This is a genomic window from Massilia sp. DWR3-1-1 (assembly GCF_049898325.1).
GTDB lineage: Bacteria > Pseudomonadota > Gammaproteobacteria > Burkholderiales > Burkholderiaceae_D > JAFCUW01.
In genome coordinates, this window is record NZ_JAFCXL010000007.1 from 228,489 (window position 1) to 247,518 (window position 19,030).

The 19,030-nt window shown below is 62.4% G+C and carries 15 protein-coding genes and 1 pseudogene; 3 read left to right on the plus strand and 13 right to left on the minus strand.

Going from position 1 to position 19,030, the window contains the following annotated elements:
• Positions 1-153 precede the first annotated feature (153 nt).
• From ACP7EY_RS09860 to phaP, 3 genes are all read right to left on the minus strand, one after another.
• The gene (locus ACP7EY_RS09860; protein ID WP_426192939.1) at positions 154-1,971 is read right to left on the minus strand and encodes an ABC transporter ATP-binding protein; all 1,818 of its coding nucleotides are present in this window, start codon (positions 1,969-1,971) and stop codon (positions 154-156) included.
• Positions 1,961-3,712 carry an ABC transporter ATP-binding protein gene (locus ACP7EY_RS09865; protein WP_426192941.1) on the minus strand — a complete coding sequence of 584 codons (1,752 nt, stop codon included), beginning with the start codon at positions 3,710-3,712 and terminating at the stop codon, positions 1,961-1,963. The genes ACP7EY_RS09860 and ACP7EY_RS09865 overlap by 11 nt, the downstream gene beginning before the upstream one ends.
• 106 nt (positions 3,713-3,818) lie before the next feature.
• Positions 3,819-4,547 (minus strand): TIGR01841 family phasin, encoded by a 729-nt coding sequence (gene phaP / locus ACP7EY_RS09870; protein ID WP_426192943.1) that lies wholly within the window; start codon positions 4,545-4,547, stop codon positions 3,819-3,821.
• A 192-nt stretch (positions 4,548-4,739) separates the two neighbouring features.
• Between phaP and ACP7EY_RS09875 the strand changes: the two genes are divergently transcribed.
• Both ACP7EY_RS09875 and ACP7EY_RS09880 read left to right on the plus strand, forming a co-directional pair.
• Positions 4,740-6,014 (plus strand): amidohydrolase family protein, encoded by a 1,275-nt coding sequence (locus ACP7EY_RS09875; protein ID WP_426192945.1) that lies wholly within the window; start codon positions 4,740-4,742, stop codon positions 6,012-6,014.
• Between the two features lie 8 nt (positions 6,015-6,022).
• Positions 6,023-6,532: a GNAT family N-acetyltransferase gene (locus tag ACP7EY_RS09880; protein WP_426192947.1), complete on the plus strand. Its 510-nt coding sequence runs from the start codon at positions 6,023-6,025 to the stop codon at positions 6,530-6,532.
• Between the two features lie 40 nt (positions 6,533-6,572).
• Here ACP7EY_RS09880 and ACP7EY_RS09885 read toward each other — a convergent pair whose 3' ends face one another.
• The 10 genes and pseudogenes from ACP7EY_RS09885 to ACP7EY_RS09930 all read right to left on the minus strand — a co-directional run bounded on the left by ACP7EY_RS09885 (position 6,573) and on the right by ACP7EY_RS09930 (position 17,481).
• Positions 6,573-6,824, minus strand: coding sequence for a PAAR domain-containing protein (locus tag ACP7EY_RS09885; RefSeq protein ID WP_426192949.1), 252 nt, complete (start codon positions 6,822-6,824; stop codon positions 6,573-6,575).
• On the minus strand, positions 6,791-8,029 hold the full coding sequence (locus ACP7EY_RS09890; protein ID WP_426192951.1) for a tetratricopeptide repeat protein: 1,239 nt from the start codon (positions 8,027-8,029) through the stop codon (positions 6,791-6,793). The genes ACP7EY_RS09885 and ACP7EY_RS09890 overlap by 34 nt, the downstream gene beginning before the upstream one ends.
• A 14-nt stretch (positions 8,030-8,043) precedes the next feature.
• A complete protein-coding gene (locus ACP7EY_RS09895; RefSeq protein ID WP_426192953.1) occupies positions 8,044-8,202 on the minus strand; it encodes a hypothetical protein in 159 nt (52 codons plus the stop codon).
• 137 nt (positions 8,203-8,339) lie between these two features.
• Entirely contained in the window at positions 8,340-9,377 is a 1,038-nt protein-coding gene (locus tag ACP7EY_RS09900; RefSeq protein WP_426192955.1) for a T6SS immunity protein Tli4 family protein, read from the minus strand.
• 101 nt (positions 9,378-9,478) lie between these two features.
• Positions 9,479-11,302 carry an esterase/lipase family protein gene (locus ACP7EY_RS09905; protein ID WP_426192957.1) on the minus strand — a complete coding sequence of 608 codons (1,824 nt, stop codon included), beginning with the start codon at positions 11,300-11,302 and terminating at the stop codon, positions 9,479-9,481.
• Positions 11,299-13,914 (minus strand): type VI secretion system Vgr family protein, encoded by a 2,616-nt coding sequence (locus tag ACP7EY_RS09910; RefSeq protein ID WP_426192959.1) that lies wholly within the window; start codon positions 13,912-13,914, stop codon positions 11,299-11,301. The genes ACP7EY_RS09905 and ACP7EY_RS09910 overlap by 4 nt, the downstream gene beginning before the upstream one ends.
• 146 nt (positions 13,915-14,060) lie before the next feature.
• The gene (tssG, locus tag ACP7EY_RS09915) at positions 14,061-15,137 is read right to left on the minus strand and encodes a type VI secretion system baseplate subunit TssG (protein ID WP_426192961.1); all 1,077 of its coding nucleotides are present in this window, start codon (positions 15,135-15,137) and stop codon (positions 14,061-14,063) included.
• A pseudogene (gene tssF, locus ACP7EY_RS09920) lies at positions 15,134-16,981 on the minus strand (type VI secretion system baseplate subunit TssF). The gene tssG and the pseudogene tssF overlap by 4 nt, the downstream one beginning before the upstream one ends.
• A gap of 18 nt (positions 16,982-16,999) precedes the next feature.
• A complete protein-coding gene (gene tssE / locus ACP7EY_RS09925; RefSeq protein WP_426192963.1) occupies positions 17,000-17,287 on the minus strand; it encodes a type VI secretion system baseplate subunit TssE in 288 nt (95 codons plus the stop codon).
• Complete coding sequence (locus tag ACP7EY_RS09930) at positions 17,257-17,481, minus strand: hypothetical protein (protein WP_426192965.1); 225 nt, start codon at positions 17,479-17,481, stop codon at positions 17,257-17,259. The genes tssE and ACP7EY_RS09930 overlap by 31 nt, the downstream gene beginning before the upstream one ends.
• 198 nt (positions 17,482-17,679) lie before the next feature.
• Between ACP7EY_RS09930 and tssK the strand changes: the two genes are divergently transcribed.
• Positions 17,680-19,011: a type VI secretion system baseplate subunit TssK gene (gene tssK / locus ACP7EY_RS09935; RefSeq protein WP_426192967.1), complete on the plus strand. Its 1,332-nt coding sequence runs from the start codon at positions 17,680-17,682 to the stop codon at positions 19,009-19,011.
• Positions 19,012-19,030 lie beyond the last annotated feature (19 nt).

The following is a 19,030-nucleotide window of genomic DNA, read 5'->3' on the forward strand; positions in this document are numbered from 1 at the left end:
GGAAAACTTAATTTTGACTGGGCGCGCGGGCAATTGTCACGTTTCGCCCGTCAATACAACACCAGTCCGATACCGCTTTTGGCACTCTGTTGGTCCGGCGCCACGCTGGCAGACCAGTGCCGGGGCCATAAAAACAATATAGTGAAATAGGGTCTACACCGCGAGTTGTTGAAGGAGATACAAACGCTGGTACAAACCGTTATCAATTTGCATCAATTGCTCGTGGCTACCCGCTTCGGCGATGCGGCCATGGTTGAGTACGATGATGCGGTCGGCATGGCGGATGGTCGACAGGCGGTGCGCGATGGCGACGATGGTGACGCGCCCGCGCAGTTCGTCGAGGGCGCGCTGGACGATCTGTTCGGTCTGGCTATCGATGTTCGACGTCGCCTCGTCGAGCAGCAGAATGCGGGGCTGGCCGGCCAGCGCGCGGGCGATGGCGATCAGCTGCTTCTGGCCGGTCGACAGGCGCGATCCCGCTTCGCCCAGCGCGGTGTCGTAACCGTGTTCGAGCGCGCCGATGAAGGCGTGGGCGTGGGCCGCGCGCGCGGCCGCCTCGATGCGATCGATCGACAAGCCACGTCCCATGTCGATGTTCTCGCGCGCCGATGCCGCCAGCAGGAACGGGTCCTGTGGCACCAGTCCCACTTCGGCGCGGAAGGTGGCGTTGTCGATGCCGGCCAGGTGCTGGCCCAGCATGGCGATGCTGCCTTCTCCGGGCGCGGCGGCGTAGTAGCGCAGCAGCAGCGACAGCAGGGTCGATTTGCCGCTGCCGGTGTGGCCGACGATGCCGACGAAGTCGCCCTGGGCGATATCGAGGTTCAGCTCGTGCAGCACGTGCTGACCGGGGGCGTAGCCGAAGCTGAGGGCGCGCACCGAGATGGCCGGCACGCTCGCTGGCACCGCCGGCAGGTGCGTGCCGGCGGCCTTGCCGTCATCGTGCTCGGTGGCGGCCGGCTCGTCGAGCAGGGCGGCGACGCGGGCGCTGGCCACCACCGCCTGTTGCAGGCCGCTGAACTGCATGGTGATCTGGATCAGCGGCTCGACCACGCGGGCGATGTAGCTGATGAAGGCGTACAGCACGCCCACTTCGACGGCGTTCATGGTGCGCTGGCCGAAGCTGAAAATCACCACCGCCAGCAGGATCACGTTGAGCAGGTCGAGCGCGGGGCGCAGCAGGAAGGCGTTGGCGCGCAGTTCGGCCATCCTGGCCGTGTAGTGGGCGCCGTTGGTGGCCAGAAAGCGCTCGCCGAAACGGCCGGTGGCGTTGTGCGCCTGCAGCACCGCCATGCCGCCGATCGACTCGGCCATCTGGCCGTTGATGTCGCTGCGCAGCGCGCGCGCGGTGTTCACGGCCGGCGCCGACATGCGCTGGTACAGCCAGATGATCAGCACCACCGCCGGCACCAGCGCCAGCACGATGAGCATCAGGCGCCAGTCGAGCCAGGCCATCGCCGCCATGGTGCCGACCAACACGATGGTGCTGTCGAGGATGACGAACAGGACCTGGATGTACAGGGTCTTGACCGCTTCGGTGTCGTTGGTGACGCGGCTGACCAACTGGCCCGTAATGGCCTTGTCGAAGAACGCCATCGGCAGGCGCAGCACGTGGCCGTACACCCACTCGCGCAGGCGCTGGACGGCGCGCATGGCCAGCCCCGACAGGCGCATCAGCTGCAGGTAGCGCAGCCAGGAGGCGATCCAGCCCGTTAGCAGCACCCCCGCAAGCAGGGCCGCCATGGCCGGCAGGTCGAGCCGGTGCGGCAGCAGGTAACGGTCGATCAGGGCCTTGCCGAAAATCGGCCCGGCCACTTCGAAGGCGGCGGCGACGACCAGCCACAGCACGGCCCAGCCCAGGTGGGCGCGGTCGACGTGGGCGGCGCGGCGCAGCAGGGCGATGGCGCGGACGGCCTGGGCGCGCATGTCCTGGGCGGCGCCGGCGGGATGGTGCTTGGTCGATTCAGGCTGCATCGAGACTGGCCTCCAGTTGCTGGTATTTCCACTGGCTGGCGTACCAGCCATCGGCCGCCAGCAGGGTGGCGTGACTGCCTTGTTCGGTGATGCGGCCCTCGCGCAGCACCACGATCAGGTCGGCGCCAGCGACCGCCGACAAGCGGTGGCTGGCAATGATGGCGCTGCGCCCGGGGCGCGCGCGCCGCAGCGTTTCGAGGTGCTCGAGGATGCGCGTTTCGGTGCCCGTGTCGACCGCCGACAGGGCGTCGTCGAGCAGCAGCAGGTCGCTGGCGGCGAGCAGGGCGCGGGCGATCGCCACGCGCTGGCGCTGGCCGCCCGACAGGGTGATGCCTTTTTCGCCCACGCTGGTGGCATAGCCCTGGGGGAAGCGGCGGATGTCCTCGTCGATGGCGGCCATGGCGGCCGCGTGCTCGACCTCGGCGCGGGTCGCGTCCGGTTTGCCCAAGGCGATGTTGTCGGCGATGGTGGCGGAAAACAGGAACGACTCCTGCGGCACCCAGCTGATCGCCGCGCGCAGGGTGGCCAGCGTGTAGTGGGCAAGTTGGTGGCCGCTCCAGGCGACCGTGCCCGCCTGCGGGGTGGCCTGGCGCAGCAGCACGCGCAGCAGGGTCGACTTGCCGGCGCCGGTGGGGCCGACCAGGCCCAGGGTGTGGCCGGCCGGCAGCGTCAGCGACACCTGGTCGAGCGCCGCCGTGGCCTGGCCGGGGTAGCGGAAGCTGACCCCCTCGAGGACCAGCGCGCCGGCGCGCAGTGCTGTCACGCTGCCATGGTCGTCCACCGACAGCGGCGCTTCCAGCAGCGGCTGCAGGCGGGCCCAGGCCGCGCGGCCCCGTTCGATCAGCGCCAGCACCCAGCCGGCGGCGAACATCGGCCAGATCAGCTGGCCCAGGTACATGGTAAAACTGGTCAGTTCGCCGATGGTCAGCTGGGCGTGCCAGATCAGGTAGGCGCCCAGCGCCAGCGTCAGGAAGCCCGCCGCACTCAGGGTCAGGCCCACCGCCGGCTCGTAAGCCGCTTCCCATTGCTGCGCCTGCAGGCTGGCGTCGGCCGCCTGCGCCGCCAGTTCGCCGAAGCGCGTGCCGCTGCGCTGCTCCAGGCCGAGCGCGCGCAGGGTGCGCACGCCCGCCAGCGATTCCTGCACATGGTCGTTGAGGGCGGCGAAGCGCTCGAGCGAGTCGGTCGAGGCGGCGTGGATGTGGCTGGAGATGCGCCAGAACGCCCACGCCATCAGGGGGAACGGCAGCAGGGCCACCAGCGCCAGGCGCCAGTCGACGCCCAGCGTCATGATCGCCAGCACCATGATCAGGGTCAGGCTGCCGTCGAAACCGGCCAGCATGGCTTCGCCGGCGGCCATCTCGATGGCGTCGATGTCGTTGGTGGCCAGCGCCATCAGGTCGCCGGTGCGCTGCTGCTGGTAGAACGACGGCCCCTGGGCCGACAGGCGCGCATAAAAACGGCTGCGCAGTTCGACCCCCAGCTGGTAGGCGGCGGCAAACAGGCGCAGGCGCCAGCCCACCCGCAGTGCGTAAATCAGCACGCCCAGCGCCAGCAACTGCGCCAGGTCGACCAGCAAATCGTGCGGCGCCAGGCGGTGGCTGGCCAGGCCGTCGATCATGGCGCCGATCTTGCGTGGCACCCAGACGGTGCAGGTGGCCACACCGGCCAGCATGGCCGCCGACGCGGCATACGAACCCCGATGGCGGCTGACGAAGCCGCCGATCAGGCGGGATAAACTCATGGGACTTCCTTGCTGGACTAAAGGCTGGCGCGCGCGAAAAAAGCGGGCCGAAGCCCGCTAATTTACACGTTTTATCGGAAACGGCGGCGCTGCCGGCGCCGGCGCCTTATTTTTTACGCTGTCGCCCGGCCGGCTTGGCGACGCTGACGGGCGGCGTGGCCGCAGGCGCGAGCGATTCGACTTCGATGGGCGTGGCGGTCGAGGCCACCGTGAACGGCGCGGCGGCCGCTTCGGCATTCACCGGCGGCGTGGCCTCTTCGATAGCCGGCGCCTGCTCGGCGGCGAGCGTTTCGACGACGTCATTGGTCTGCTCGATGATGTCGTCGGCCGCTGGTGCTGGCGCGGGTGCTGCCGCCGGCGCCGCCACTTGCGCGGCCTCGTCGGCGAACGCTTCGACGACGTCGTTGGTCTGTTCGATGATGTGGTCCACCTCGATCGCCAGCTGGACCGGGGTCGTCGCCGCGACCGGCGGCAGGCTGGCCAGTTTCTGCAAGGCCGCGCTGGCTGCCGGCGTCACCGCGCGCGGCAGGCCCACCACCGTGCCGGACATGGCGGTGGCGATCCCGAACAGCCGGCTCTGGTAAGTCAGCAGGTTGTCGAACTGGGTCCGGGCCTGCTTGGTGAGGGCGAACAAGTCGCGCGGGTCGCGGGCGGCGGCGAGCTCGCGCAGCAGTTGCGTCGATTGCTCGAGGGCATCGCGGGTGGTGGTAAATTGCAGCGCAGTCCATTGTTCGATACCGTCGAGCGCGCTGCCGGCGACGCTGTGCAACATTTGCAACTGGGCGTCGATCTGGCGCGCGCCCGCTGCGGACATCTGATCAGGAAGCAGGTTCATTGAAGTTCCTTTTGGTTATTTATGATGCGCTGCAATATCGCCTTAGTTTATCGGCGTTCGATTGGCTTGAAAAGCATTATTTGGTGTCATGTTCACGACATAATCTTGCAATGCAGCATAAGTTTCCATTATGCAATTATGTCCCCGGCGGCCCTTCCATTACAATCGAAATCACCACACCACGGAGGACGCATGGATCTCGTCATACGCAATGCCAGCCTGGCCGATGGCCGCACGCAGATCGACATCGCCATCGATGGCGCGCGCATCGCCGCGGTGGGGCCGCGCCTGGCGCTGGCGGGCGCGCGCGAAATCGATGCCGGCGGCGACCTGGTGACGGCGCCGTTCGTCGACGCCCACTTCCACATGGATGCCACCCTCAGTTACGGCCTGCCGCGGGTGAACCAGTCGGGCACCCTGCTCGAGGGGATCGCCTTGTGGGGCGAACTCAAGCCGCAATTGGCGCAGGACGCGCTGATCGAGCGCGCCATGCAGTACTGCGACTGGGCGGTGGCGCGTGGCCTGCTGGCCATTCGCAGCCATGTCGACATCTGCGACGACCGCCTGCTGGCCGTCGAAGCGCTGCTTGAAGTGCGCCGCCGGGTGGCGCCGTATCTCGATGTGCAGCTGGTCGCGTTTCCCCAGGACGGCATCCTGCGCAGCGCCAGCGCCTTTGACAATCTCAAGCGCGCCATCGGCATGGGGGTTGACGTGGTGGGCGGGATTCCCCACTTCGAGCGCACCATGGCCGACGGCGCCGCCTCGGTCAGGCTGCTGTGCGAGTTTGCCGCCGAGCGGGGGCTGCGGGTCGACATGCACTGCGACGAAAGCGACGATCCGCTGTCGCGCCACATCGAAACGCTGGCCGCCGAAACGCTGCGCCTGGGCCTGCAGGGCAGGGTGACGGGCTCGCACCTGACCTCGATGCATTCGATGGACAATTATTATGTGAGCAAGCTCATTCCCCTGATCGCCGAATCGGGCGTGGCGGCGATCGCCAACCCCCTCATCAACATCACCTTGCAGGGGCGTCACGACAGCTACCCGAAGCGGCGCGGCATGACCCGGGTACCCGAGCTGATGGCCGCCGGCGTGGAGGTCGCCTTTGGCCACGACTGCGTGATGGACCCGTGGTACGGCCTCGGTTCGGGCGACATGCTCGAAGTGGCCCACATGGGCCTGCACGTGGCGCAGATGACGGGGCAGCAGGCGATGCTGCGCTGTTTCGACGCCGTCACGGCGGCGCCGGCCCGCATTTTGGGGCTCGAGGGCTACGGCGTGGCGGCCGGCTGTTACGCCGACCTGGTGCTGCTCGACGCCGCCTCTCCCGTCGAGGCGATCCGCCTGCGCGCGGCGCGCCGGCTGGTGCTGCGGCGCGGCCAGATCGTGGCCGCCGCGCCGGCCGCGGCGGCCACGCTGACGCTGCCGGGCCGGCCGGCGGCGGTCGACTTCCGCCTGGGCCGATGAGCATCGCCATGCAGGTTCTCGCCACCGCCCGCCTGCGCCTGCGCACCCTGACGCTGGGCGACGCCGCCGTCTATCTGAAGGTGGTGAACACGCCGCTGTTCCTGCGCTGGATTGGCGACCGCCAGATCCGCACCGAGGCGCAGGCGCGCGATGCGCTGGCCGTCGGTCCCCTGACGATGCAATCGATGCGCGGATATTCCCTGTACCTGGTCGAGCGTAGCAGTGACGGCGCCGCCATCGGCATGTGCGGCCTGATCAAGCGCGAGTCGCTCGACGACGTCGACCTGGGCTACGCCTACCTGCCCGAGTACGCAGGCCAGGGCTACGCCACCGAGGCGGCCATCGGCGTGCTCGCGCATGCACGCGCGCTCGGCATCGCCCGCGTGGTGGCGATCACCTCGCCCGGCAACGACGCCTCCGACGCGGTGCTGCGGCGGGCCGGCATGCGCTTCGAGAAGCGCGTGTACCTGACGCCGGACGATCCGGGCACCCAGCTGTTTTCGATCGCGCTCGACTAGCGCGACCATCGGGCATCGCCCTTGCTGCGGGCGCTGCCCGTCACGCGGCGATCAATTTCGCGCCACAAGCGGTCAGATCCTTGTCATACGCGTAGGGCTTGCCTTCATGCCTGGCCCCGGCGCCGTCCGGCTTGATGGCGAATTGTCCCTTGCACCTGGGGCACACGGTCATGTCGCCTGCGAGGGCCGCTTCCAGGCCCATGACGATGGTGCCCGACGAGACTGAGATGACCTTGCCGCCATGATCGGTCTGGTCGCCTAGTCGGATGATGCGGCGTCCTTCGTGTTGCATGGTTGGCTCCTGGTGTCGTAATGATGGGGGAACAGTTGGAGTGCCGCCGTGATGGGTTGCCAGTCGCCGGCGAACGGTGCGGTGGAGGATGGCGCGATTTCGTCCGTAGGTGCAAGGCGATAGATGGGATCGAGATAAAAGCGCCCCTTGCGTTCAGAATATGCGCTTGGTGAGCGGGGCGGAGACGGCTCGTGGCTGATGCCACGTGCGGCATTGATCAGGGTGTCGCGGTCGCCATGCCACGGTGGCAGGTCGGCGGGGGGCAGCGGCAGAATCTTGTCAAGGTTGGGGAAGCGACGGTCGGGGTCGAATTCAAGTGCGCGGGCAAGCACGTAGTAGCGCTCCGACCGCGCCAGATCGGTGTGAAGTACCATTCGATCTGGTTCATTGGAAAAGCTGCGAAATTCGCCAGAAATCGCTGCCGCACACTTTGCGCTACCAAACTTCACGCCGTTGTGCCATGCCAGAAGCGCCCGTTCCAGCTCCTCCCTTTTGGGATTGCGGCCAGTAGGCATACTATATTGGAAGCCCAATGCATAAGCGGCAGGGCCATGGCCTTGGCTATACGCGCACTCAAGCATTTTTGTGCCGACTGCCTCGTTCGCCCAGCGATCGCGTTCGGGGTGATCATCGACTGAAATCAGTTTTCTGCCCAAGTCAGCGAGGGCATCCGGACTTCCCATCTGCGCCGCACGTTGCCAGAACGCGTAAGCGCGCGTGGCATCTGCCCTGACACCACTGCCATTCATGTAATAGGTTCCCATGCGGTCGTAGGCCGCAGGCACGCCCAGTCGCATGGCAGCTTCCACCAGTTGTACGGCATCCTCGGCGCCGTGCGGGGGATCGCGCCCTTCCAGATAGAAGCTCGCCAGGTTGAGCATGGCCTTCCAGTGCTGCCGTTGCGCTGCCTGATGCGTTAGCGCGACAATTTTCTTGTAGTCGCGTTCGTCGTCAAAAATCCTCGGGCTTTCCAGCGCGCGTGCTTCTTGGAACCATGCATCCGCCTGCGCATCGAAAGGCGGTAACTGCGCGGGTGCACAGGTGTAGGAGGCGACATGCGGGTCGAGCAGCGGCAGTTTCTCGTTGCGAGGCAAGACGTTGCCAGCAGCACCGTCCATCTTGCAGGCAGTGAGCGCTTCGCATAGAAACGCCAACGTGACGATGGACCTGGACGGAAATCGACACACCTGTCGAATGGATTTCATTGTTACCCCTTGCTTCAGAGCGCCGCCTGGCCGATCTCCCTTCGCGCCGCAGGCGGGCAGATATCGACACCAACTGCATCGTCGGCTACCACGTCGAGCATCCAGTCCCGTTGCGGATCGGGAAAGTGCTGGCCGGCGACGAGCCAGGCCTGGCGCCGTTGCGAGCTGGCCACGGCAATCGAAGTGACTCGCAACTGCGTAAGGGCGATCGACTTCGGCGGGCATCATGCGATGGCTGTTGTATATGGTCTCAGGAGTCTGGACATGTAGATCGATAGGCTCACACGGGAGCCGAGTGTCCAGTCGTTTGTCATTTTGTGTCTGGCTTATTCGGTTTGGATTGCGGTAGAAAATATGATCCCTCGGGTGCGCCGGGAACCTTTACCCTAAACTTCAGGCCAGCGAGCAGTTTGTCCCAAAGGGCAATGGCTTCGTCATCGCTGAGCGATGATTCCTTTGCTGAGCCGACGACGTTGTGCTCAACCTTGGTGAACATGCCTACTATGAACTCAGAAGGATTGGCGACATCTTTTGGCGTTCCAACAAACCCCCATTCGAAATCATGGACACCGTTTTGGCGCTTGATGAGGGACTCTTCTCCCTTCCAGTGCTGCACATCTCGCTTGCCTTCGCGCAGAACGATCCGATTCGGATAACTTGTTCCTTGCTGTTCCTGGGCCATACGAATGCGTCCTAATAGTGAAAGTTCTGTGCCTTTCATTTTTTCAAATTCAATCTTCGAATAGTCAGAATAAGCATCTTTGTTGGAGCTGATGGAAAATATAACATCTGGTAAGCTCGGCAAGAATATTCCCGCGCTGACGGTCTCTTGGTCGCCGTAGAATGAACTAGCCATGAATGCATTCTCAATGCAATACCCGTCGTCATGTGGAACATCGTCGTCACTGCGCAGTCTCAGACTTTTCGCGCGATGAAATTCAATTTCTGCGGTCTTTACTTCAGATTGGCTAGGGTTGACCGCATTCCCTATGTTGAAGCTAATATTTTCGATATTAATATAAGTTTTAAAACAAAGTAGTCTTAAGTCCTTAGCAGCTTCACTATCAAAATATCGAATTTGCCAGCTGAAATCAATTGGTCCAGACTTGTTGTACGTAATAATTGCATCCTGATCGGAAAATTTAATTTTCTGAATGTCCTTGGTAACTTCATTCATCATGGCATCGTAGTTCCCAGGAAAAGACGTAACGTATGAAGGGAATCCATAACTGCCAGAGATGATCCTAGCTTCCCTTGGTACCGAAATTGCATATCGACCAAAACACACGAGTTTTGTATCAGTGAACAACTTCTTCAATCGAGAACTAAGGGGCACGAATTCTGGCACGGCACTCTCCTTGTAGGTGTATTTTTTGTCACAAGCGGTTATAGTCCCTGTTATAAAAATTGAACATAAATATCCGATTAGCAAAGATCGGCTTCTTCCGTTCATTGGGCCTTCCAATCGGCAGTTAAAGCAATGTTAATGATAGAATTCAGCATTGATGCGACAACGTACGGATGAGCGTAGCTGTTTTGATGTTCATAGCCGCTGCCCTTGGTTTTTCCATGCCAGAATAGGTGGCCATTGATTTTTGACGCGGAACGCTCCGCCGGAACGGTCTCATCGCCTGCCGCATCGACCGCCTGCAAGGTAAGGGTCAATACCATTGCGCCAGCCTGAACAGTCAATGTTCCTTTTTTATCATCACTCAGGAGCGTCCAAGTATCCGCAGGGGGTAACGAATTTTTTTTGATGTCGAATGCGTGGGGATTCACTATTTTGAAGGTCACAGTGCCATAGCTTTTGTGTTCGTCAGATGCGCAAAAACTCGCGTAACATTGCGTAGGGTGAAAAGTTTTTTCGATGGAATTTAGGAATTTATTTGCAGAAGCCAGGCGTTTGTAAACATTTATAATGCCGCCGCCGTTGTCTTCTTTATTTTTTGCAGGATTAACCCAACTCGGGGTAATGAGACGCCACCAATTTGATTCAGGTTGGAGGTAGATGCTTTTTAGCGCATTCTCATTACTTTGCGGCCAGCTTCGGATCGTCGTGCCCAACCCATCTACAACCTTTAACCAGTCGCTTCCATATCCGAGGGCCGGCAGCATCTCCAATGGTGCCTGAGTGTTCGCCAGTATTGCTGTGGCATGTTCTCCATTGATTGCTATTATTTCGGCTTGAATCTTCGCGACTGTCCCCACTTTTTCTTGAAAGCCAAAGCGCATGCGTCGGTACGTTGCAGCAGCTCCAAGCGTTGGCATTGCGCTATGGTACATTCCGAGTACTTTAACGTCTTTGTCTGATAATAAATTGCCATAATCTGGGTGAAGGATTGCACGGCCTACCAATCCTCCCATGCTGTGAGTTACTATGATCACTTCCTTGCATTTAAAGCCGCGTTTTTGATAACCATTTACAAGCATCCTGATACGTTCCGCCAAATTTTTTGCCGATTCACTGTTGCTTTTCAGGTAGTTATAGCCCATTGCATGTACTGGATACCAACATTTCGAAATTTTCTCTAAATCCTCTTTCTTGTTGGTTATTCCAGAGTTTCCACCAAATAGTTTATTGTTATACTCGACGGTCCAAAGTCCATATGGATCAATGACACCATTTCTTGATATATTATTGAGATGGCGTTCGGCGATTTTTAACATGTCACCGTAAGCGCCACCGAATAAAACTTCGCTCCAGCCCCGCCATCTAGCAATTTGGGCAATGCTGTAAACCTTGGGCGCGACACCTCGCAGGCCCATAGGAGGTAAAGGCGGTTGTTTCATGAGGGGAGCGATTTCTGAAAGATCGTCCGGGACATTTTTATGGCGCGCATCAGCTGTAATTGTTTCCTTGCCATCTGGGTCGAATCTGCCCTTGTCTTCCGTATAATGATAATATTCGACCTCGGTTTCCGATGGGTCAAAGATCAGCTGACGTTGTGCTGGGGACGCATTGCGGTACCAGCCGCCGAACCCTTGGTTCGCTGCGGCTGCCGTCTGGCTGGATAAAAGATCGTCTGGCCGCCAAGCGCGATTGTCGGCATTTTTCAATTCATTTTGCCTTTTTTTGCTCATGCGAAGATTGCTGCCCATTACACCGGGAAGGAAAATCACTGGAATCACCTTTCCTGGAGGTACTTTAACGTCGTGTCGAACTGTGTCACTGGTTTCAGTCATGTAAACGGTGTACTCAGCCCATCCCCCTACGCCTTGACTAAACTCTGCATCGTGATTTCCACGCTTGTTCAGATCGTTTGCATCACTCATGGAAGTTCTCCTTTCCATCGGATTGTGTAGCTGCCGATATTTGGACCTTTTTGAAGGTTGGTACTGCCGTCAACGCCGGTTTTTCCGCTGATTGTCGTTGCATCGTCGCGCGTTAGCTCGTATGCGATGTTTATCTCGGGTTTAGTGTCCGAATCGACGAAATTGACTTCCTGGTCGAAGCGGTAGTCAAACTTGCTTTCATTAAACGACTGCGAAACGCTTTTCGCCGCCAGCGTCTCAAGGTTGCCGTGGAAAAGCACGGGAGATGCCGTAAAAAATTGCACCTTTTCACCCACTTCAAGCATATTGTTGCCACCTTGCAGCCGCACGCCTTTTTTCCCGCGAATGGTCACCCAGTCGGTTTCGCTGAGCAGTTCGAGCACCTTGTTGGCAATGATTTCCACGTCGTCGCTTTGCGCCTGCACCGACACCTTGCCAGCAGCGGCAATGAGCTTCATGCCGGCCTTGTGCACAAACAGCCTGAAGGTCTTGCCGACGCTGGCGAAAATACCATCGATACTGGCAATCGACAGGCTTTTTCCGGTGGTGATGGCAGTGTGGCGGGTACTGGCAAGATGCATCGACTGGGCGCTTGTCAGCTCAACACCCGCAGGGCTCGCTACAACGAGATGGGGCTCGGCGAGCTCTGGAGATGTCTGTTTTTGGGTGCCGCGAATGGCAGCATTTTGCGCTGCGACGTCCTCAAAGGCATCGCTTTGCTGGCCGCTTTCTTGCGCTCCATGGCTATGCGCCATCTTGGCCAGTTGCTCCTGGATCGCGGCCGCAGAGGCCAGTCGAGCAATAGTCTCGGTCAAGTCCTTGGCATGGGACGATGCATTCGGGCGCGCTTCGGTCGTGATGAGCATGCCTTTGGCAGCGCGGACAACGCCCCACGCGTTGGTCGCCAGCTCCCAGCCCTCGCCACGCGCCTCCTTGCGCCCACTGGTGTCTTCAATGCGCGTGATATGCCCCAGCGACAACTGGCTGCACTGATGATCGCTTTTCAGCTGCGCCTGGATCTTGCCGGGTGTGTCATCAAGCACCAGATGGTTGCCGCGATTGCCTTCGCCCAGTTCGCGGCTACGCAGACCCGCCAGCGCCGCCTGCTGCGGCAATTCCCACGGCGGCGCATGTTTGCCGTTGTAGATGGCGCCAAGAATGAGTGGATGATCGATGTTCCCGCCCGGGTAGACGACCACGACTTCCTCTCCCACCCGTGGCAGGCGTATGTGCCCGAACTGGCCACCTGCCGCCGGCGTCATCACGCGTATCCACGCCGAGCTGTGGTCGTCGCGCGTACCCAGGCGGTCCCAGTGAAACTGCACTTTGACGCGCCCCAGGTGATCGGTATGAATTTCTGCGCCAGGGGGACCGACCACGATCGCCGTCTGCACGCCGGGATTGGCGCACGGCGTGCTGTGGTAATTGCGGCCCGGGCGCCAGCGGATGGCCTTGCGAATGCAGGTGAACGTGTTGTTGTAGTGGGACGGGGCGGTCGCGCCCGCCTGGTAGTTGTTGCTCGCCTCGTGGTCGACGCTGAGGATGAGGTAATCGCGGTTCTCGATCGTGCGGCGCGGCTCCGGATCGTAGACCATCGAGCGGGGCTCGCCGCTGAAGTGGCCGCCCAGCTTGAACACGCGGCCCGGCTGCACGGTGCGATCATTGCCCTTCGCGGCGAAGGTCTGGGTGCTCTTGTCGCGCTCGACCATGCGCTGCTGGGCCAGCTTTTCGCCATCCTCGGGCGTCAAAAAGCTGTAGGCGCCCGTGTTCTCGTAGACATCGTGGGCGAAAACATCGCCCTGGCGGTTTTCCGATGAGCTCTTGGCCCACTGGGACCGGGCATGTTTGTAATTGAAGCTGGCGAGGGTCGTCAAGCCCGAGCCGAGTGTGCGGCTGGCTGACCATTCGTGGATGCCGTCGTCCTCCCTTGAGCCGCCCTGCGCATGAAAGGGGATGACGTCGGGTTCAATCGCGCGGTCGGCGTCGATGGGGGCGGCCAGTTGGCTGTTATCGGACAGCATCAGGGTGTGGCCGTCGGCGCGGTGCTCGTACCAGTACATCATCCCGCGCGCTTCCCAGCGGCGGTGCAGGTGGTTGTAATCAGTCTCGTTGTGCTGGTTGGCCATCGTCAGCACGGGGTCCTTGTCGTGGGTGAACATGATCCAGTCGGCCTGGCGATAGCGGGCCAGGGTGGTCTCGGTCATCTGGCGCATGGTCTTGTCGTGGAACGAGACGTTGTCCTGGCGCAGGCGGGCAAACGCCAAAAACGGTTCGAGCACCATCTGGTAAAAGGCGAAGCCGCCATCGGCACGGACAAAACGGAATTCGGTGACGTAACCGTTGAAGTAGCGCAGCGAGCCGCCGGCACGCACCAGGGAAATGGTGACCATGCGCGCCATCATCATTTTCAAGGGGATGCGGCCATCGTTCGACAGCACCTCGACCTCGAAGCGATACCCGCGCGAGACTTCTTCGTGGGCCGTCAAGGTGTTGACCAGCAGAATCGCGTGCGGCCCGTCCTTCTTGGGAAAGGTCAGGCGCATCAGGCGATTGTGCTGCGCGCCTTCCGTGAAGGCGGACCAGGCGGCATCGCTTCGCTTACCCAGACTCATCGGCACTCTCCAAGGGAAACTTTGCGTCAGCACATGAAAACGTCGTGCAGGGGCCACGTTACGGTGCTTCGCTTGGGCAAGAATTGACGAAAATCAAATGTCGGCGCTTGTATTCTTGCCGGATTGTTTACCCGGCGCGAACGCGATCAAATCACATCGTTCACTGCTGCGCCGGCGGATGTCGGCGTCGTCAGGCGCAGCCGCGACGTGACGGCCGGGTTGTTCGCCACCCCGGCCGTCCCCGTCAAAAAACTGGTCCAGCCGAGTTGACGCGCTGCCGTCCCCGTCGTCAGCGTCAAGCGCTTCACGCAGGGCGGCGCCAGCAGCAGCCTGACTTCCCAGGCAATCATCGGCACGGCGAACAGCGCCATCATCGCGGCCAGCTCGGCGCGCGCGCTGCCGCCCGGGAGAAAGCTGGCGAGCTGGGTTTCATCGAGTGGCCCGATGTGCAGGCGCGCGCGCATGTCGTGGCGCCACAGGCGCGTGCCGAGGACGGCGTTGTGGCCGAGGGTCGGCGTAGTGTGTCCGAATATGCTGCGTCGATTCAAGGGAATTTCGTCCCAGTAGCCCACGAACTGCTCGAGGCGAACGGGGATGGCAAAGTGGTCCATGAGCACCCGTTCGATCACGGCGGCCGACACGGGCCGGGTCCGCACGACACCTGCGTAGTACGCTGCCGCCGTGCCTGTACGGGATGGTGGTGGCGCCGCATGCCGCTGCGCGGGGCCCCTGCCATGACCGGCCAGCGCCATCAGCAGCGGCAGCAGGCTGTCCCGGCCGCGCACCTGCAGGCCATGCTCGAGCCGGTATTTGGACCAGGTTTCGTAGAACAGGCCGATGACCCGGTTGGAGAACACGTCGATCAGTTCGTGCTGGCTGGCGTCGCGGTCGGCGTGCTGCTGGGCGTTGAGCCGTTCGCTGTCGTGCAGGGGCAGGGTGCCTGCCGTGCCGAGCAGGCCAATAAACGCGGGGGTGATGCGAATTTGATGGATGTCGTCGAGCGCCGGTGTGTCGTGCGGGCCGCGGCTGCCGGCTTTGCGCTCCAGCGCCAGCGCCTCCACTTCGCTCGCCGGGAACGACAGCGACACGCTGTTACTAAAACGAATCACGTCGCGAAACGCGTTCTCGTAGGACACCCCGCGTCGCCGCAGGGCGCCCAGCACAAGGTTGATGGCCTGGGCAAACTTGAAGCGCTGCGGCTGCGCCAGCAGCTGCGCGATCACAGCAGTTTCAGGGTGCCGCTTCGTGGGCTGCATCGCATCAGTTCCTTTCCGCTTTGCTGTGACAGGATCACCAGTTCGACAAAGCTGTTGATATGAACGAGCATGCCGAAGAACTGGTCGACCACTTGCGCGAACAAGTGCAGGCCCGCGCCGACAAAGGCATCCTCGTCGATCGTCAGGCGCACCTCGCTGCCATGCACGAGCGAGCCGCCCCGTGGATGGCGTATCCAGGCGGTGGTGTCGGCCGTGTCGACGGCGACGATGCCGCTGATTTAGCGGCGCGACACGGGCGACTGCGCCAGGTCGTACAGTCCCAGCATTTCGCGCAGCGCCGCGCCGCCGTCGTGCACCAGGCTATGGTGGTTCAGGGCCAGGTGCGATATCAGGCGCCACTGCGTGTCGGGGCCGTTGATCAGGCGCGCGGGCCGGGTCGGCCGGCGCAGGAAGCGGATGGTGTCCGTCGTGCTGGCGTCAGAACTGAACAGATCGCCGCCACTGTGCAAGGGCGCCAGCTTGAGGGAACAGGGCAGATCGCGATTCGTGCAGCGCAGTTCAATCGACAGGGTGCTGCGGTAGACCTCCAGCGCGCACTGATGCGCGTCGACCAGTGTCAGTGATTTTTCGTGGCCGGGACTGCAGATGGCCAGCGTCTCGTCATGGCGCATCAGCCAGTAGCGCCCGTGCTGATCGCGCTGGGCGTCCTGCTCATCGTGCTTGAGCGAATAAAACGGGTGGAACTCGCTGACGGATGCGCCATTGCCCGATTGCTGCACCAGGTGGACCTGCTCGACCGCGTAGATCTCGAAGGCCTGCGGGTCGCTGCCGTGGGCAAGCACGGTGTAGTCGGCCGACAGTTGATCGAGCGAGATCGGCACGCCCGGCTGGCGGAACAGGTTGACCACCGGTGTGCGCCCTTGCAGCAGATTGGCGGACGACAGGCTGGCCAGCAAGCGGGCGTCGTCGCAGTCCGGCCGGAGGTCGGCCAGCGCCAGGTGCAGCGTCAGCTGGGTCGCGCCGCTCGGCGCGAGGGCCAGCAGACTGGCCATGTCGATGTCCACAAAATTGAATTTTTCGGGGAACGCAAAGTATTCGGCAAGCACCCGGTAGGCCACGTGCGATTGGGCGCCGAACGGGATCAGGGCGTCGTCATCGGCAAAGCCGACCGGCGCGAGGGGCACGGTGGCCAGCTTTGTCCATGGCCCCCTTTTTTTGCACTGCACATAGGCGCAGACCGTGCGCATGAACAGCGCGTCGCGCAAGCTGGCGCAAAAGGACGGGTCGCCGTCGATGTACAGGCGCGTTCTCGCGTGGGCCGTCAACAGTGGCGCGCCCGCCGTAGCCGACTGAAATGTCAGCGCGACCGTGGCCGTCACGCCGACCGGAAAGCGGGTCGCCGGCGGCGCATCGGCGAGGGCGCCCACGCTTGCGCTGGCCAGTACGATCGTCGCTGGCGCGACCTCGTAGGCAGTGGTGAACGTGCAGCACACGCCCTTGATCTGGCGCGATGCTAGGCGGGTGCCACGCGGCATGGCGACGATGGGGGCGACGCCGCCCGGCGCCGCCACGCGCACGATGGCGCACGAGGGAAACGGCCGCAGGTAATGGGGAAACAGCAAATTGAGCAGGGCCTCGGTGAACTGGGGATAGCCGTCGTCGAGCCGCTTGCTCACGCGCGCGCACAGCAGGGCGACCGCCTGGATCAGGCGCTCGACGTGCGGATCGTCGCAGGCCTCGCCGCCCAGTTGCAGCTTGGCCGCCACTTTCGGATAGCGCTGGGCATAGTCGCGGCACAGCGCGCGCAGGATGACGAGCTCTTGTTGATATTTGAGGAACAGGTCGTCCATGTCGGGCACTCCCTAGACCTAGCTGGCGTCTTCGATCGAATACTGCTGGAGCGACGGGCGAAACACGGCGTCGAACGACAGCGCCTCGCCATCCAGGCTGCCTTTCAGTTCGGCCGTGATGACGAATTCGACGCGGTTGATTGCGCCTTTTTTTGACCGCAGATCGACGCTCACCTGCTGCAGTCGCGGCTCGTGCCGCTCGATCGCCGCCCGCAAGGCGGTGCAGATTTTCTGCTGGTCCGTGTCGCTCGTCATGCACATGCCGGCAAAATCGATCAGGCCATAGTTGACCACCGAGCCCACCACGGCAGGGTAGGCAGCAAGGCATCGGCCCGCAAGGCGCAGCGGGTATTGAGCAGATCGACGAGGTCGCGCGTGATGCTCTGCTTGCATGCATCGAGCGCCCGGGCATGGCGCTGGCGGTTCGTCGGCGCCGATGCCCTTGCCGACCCGTCGTCGTCAGCGAGGCGGTCGAACAGGCCGGGAGAAAAACTGCGCATGCGACGCTCCTGTGGCGGGCTCGATGGCGCCGGAGTGGCCATTATCAGCACTTGATCGACTGCAATTTTGCGCGAGCGCAATGAGCTCGATATTGCCGAAAAGATCGTGCCCGTATGCGCCAGATCAAGCGGACAGCGGAATTGCCGGCTCATGCTTTCAGGAATCTGTGCAATCGTAAGCCACCGGGGAGAAACGCCATGCATTCAGGGTCAAAAATATTCTGGTCGGAGGGATTGATGCTCGGTCCGCAGCATTTTCAGCTGCAGGACCTGTACCACGAGGCTCGCCTGCACGCGGTCGCCTCGACGATGAATCCCTACTACTGGGGCGTGCGTTCGCTGCAGTGGAACCTCGACGGACTGGGCCACGACAGCCTGGGTATCAAGGCCATCTCGGTGATTTTCCCCGACGGCGCCACCTACGATGCCCCGGGCGCCGATCTGCTGCCCGAGGCGGTCGACCTGTCAGGCCTGCCGGCCGACACGCACAGCTTCACGTTTTACCTGGCCCTCGCGGTGGCCAGGCCGCATGTCGACAATGTCGACGGGGGCGGGCGCTACGCGCGCCACAACACCGAGGCGCGCGACCTGTACAGCGAGGCGATGCCGATCGATGTGCCGCTGCTCAAAAAGCGCGCCCAACTCGTGCTCGATACGTCGGCGCGCGACCCGCTCACCAGCGTTGCCGTGGTGCGGCTGCAGCGTGCCAATGGCGGCGGCTTCGAGATCGATCCCGATTTTGTCGCGCCCAGCGTGGCCATCGGCGCTTCGCCAGGCTTGCAGCGCATGCTCGATAGCCTGATCAGCGCACTCACCGCGAAAGTCGAGTCGCTCCAGCGCGGCCACCGCAAGGCCAGCGCCGACACTTTTGAAATGGCGAAGGGCGATATCTCATCGTGGTGGATGCTCAATATCGTCAGCACCGCCAGCGTGCTGCTCACGCACACGGCGCGCTCGCCCTGCCACCATCCGGAGGCGCTGTACGAGAAGCTGCTGGCGCTGGCCGGCGGCCTGATGACCTTCTCCGATCGCTACAAGGCGGCCGACTTGCCCGCCTACCGCCACGATGCGCTCGGCGAAGTCTTCGCCGGCATGGATGCGCTGCTGCGCGAACTGGTCGACACCGTCATTTCCAGCAAATATTTCGTGATTGCGCTGGTGGCCGATCCGCAACGACCGTCGCTGTACCGCGCCGTGCTCGATCCGGCCAAGGTGGGCAAGGACACGCAACTGTGCCTGGCCGTCAGCGCCGACATGCCGGCGCTCGAGCTGGTCGCGGCCATGCCGCTGCGCCTGAAGGTGGCCAGTCCGGACGACCTGCAAAAAATCCTGGCCGCGGCGCTGCCCGGTGTGCCGATCGCGCACATGCCGCAGGTACCGGCGGCGGTGCCGGTGCGACCGCATACCTATTATTTTTCCCTGTCTTCCAGAAGCGCGCTGTATGAAAACGCCCTGGCCGGCGGCGCGCTCGGCGTGTACGCGCTCGACGGCATACCGGGGCTGAAGATCGAGCTGATCGCGATTGCCTGAAGGGCGCGGGCGCGCGCGT

What these genes read in the sequence shown, in the direction of transcription:
- ACP7EY_RS09860 (WP_426192939.1), bottom strand. Translation starts at nt 1,971, where the DNA reads ATGCAGCCTGAATCGACCAAGCACCATCCCGCCGGCGCCGCCCAGGAC.
- ACP7EY_RS09865 (WP_426192941.1), bottom strand. Translation starts at nt 3,712, where the DNA reads ATGAGTTTATCCCGCCTGATCGGCGGCTTCGTCAGCCGCCATCGGGGT.
- phaP (WP_426192943.1), bottom strand. Translation starts at nt 4,547, where the DNA reads ATGAACCTGCTTCCTGATCAGATGTCCGCAGCGGGCGCGCGCCAGATC.
- ACP7EY_RS09875 (WP_426192945.1), top strand. Translation starts at nt 4,740, where the DNA reads ATGGATCTCGTCATACGCAATGCCAGCCTGGCCGATGGCCGCACGCAG.
- ACP7EY_RS09880 (WP_426192947.1), top strand. Translation starts at nt 6,023, where the DNA reads ATGCAGGTTCTCGCCACCGCCCGCCTGCGCCTGCGCACCCTGACGCTG.
- ACP7EY_RS09885 (WP_426192949.1), bottom strand. Translation starts at nt 6,824, where the DNA reads ATGCAACACGAAGGACGCCGCATCATCCGACTAGGCGACCAGACCGAT.
- ACP7EY_RS09890 (WP_426192951.1), bottom strand. Translation starts at nt 8,029, where the DNA reads ATGAAATCCATTCGACAGGTGTGTCGATTTCCGTCCAGGTCCATCGTC.
- ACP7EY_RS09905 (WP_426192957.1), bottom strand. Translation starts at nt 11,302, where the DNA reads ATGAGTGATGCAAACGATCTGAACAAGCGTGGAAATCACGATGCAGAG.
- ACP7EY_RS09910 (WP_426192959.1), bottom strand. Translation starts at nt 13,914, where the DNA reads ATGAGTCTGGGTAAGCGAAGCGATGCCGCCTGGTCCGCCTTCACGGAA.
- ACP7EY_RS09930 (WP_426192965.1), bottom strand. Translation starts at nt 17,481, where the DNA reads ATGCGCAGTTTTTCTCCCGGCCTGTTCGACCGCCTCGCTGACGACGAC.
- tssK (WP_426192967.1), top strand. Translation starts at nt 17,680, where the DNA reads ATGCATTCAGGGTCAAAAATATTCTGGTCGGAGGGATTGATGCTCGGT.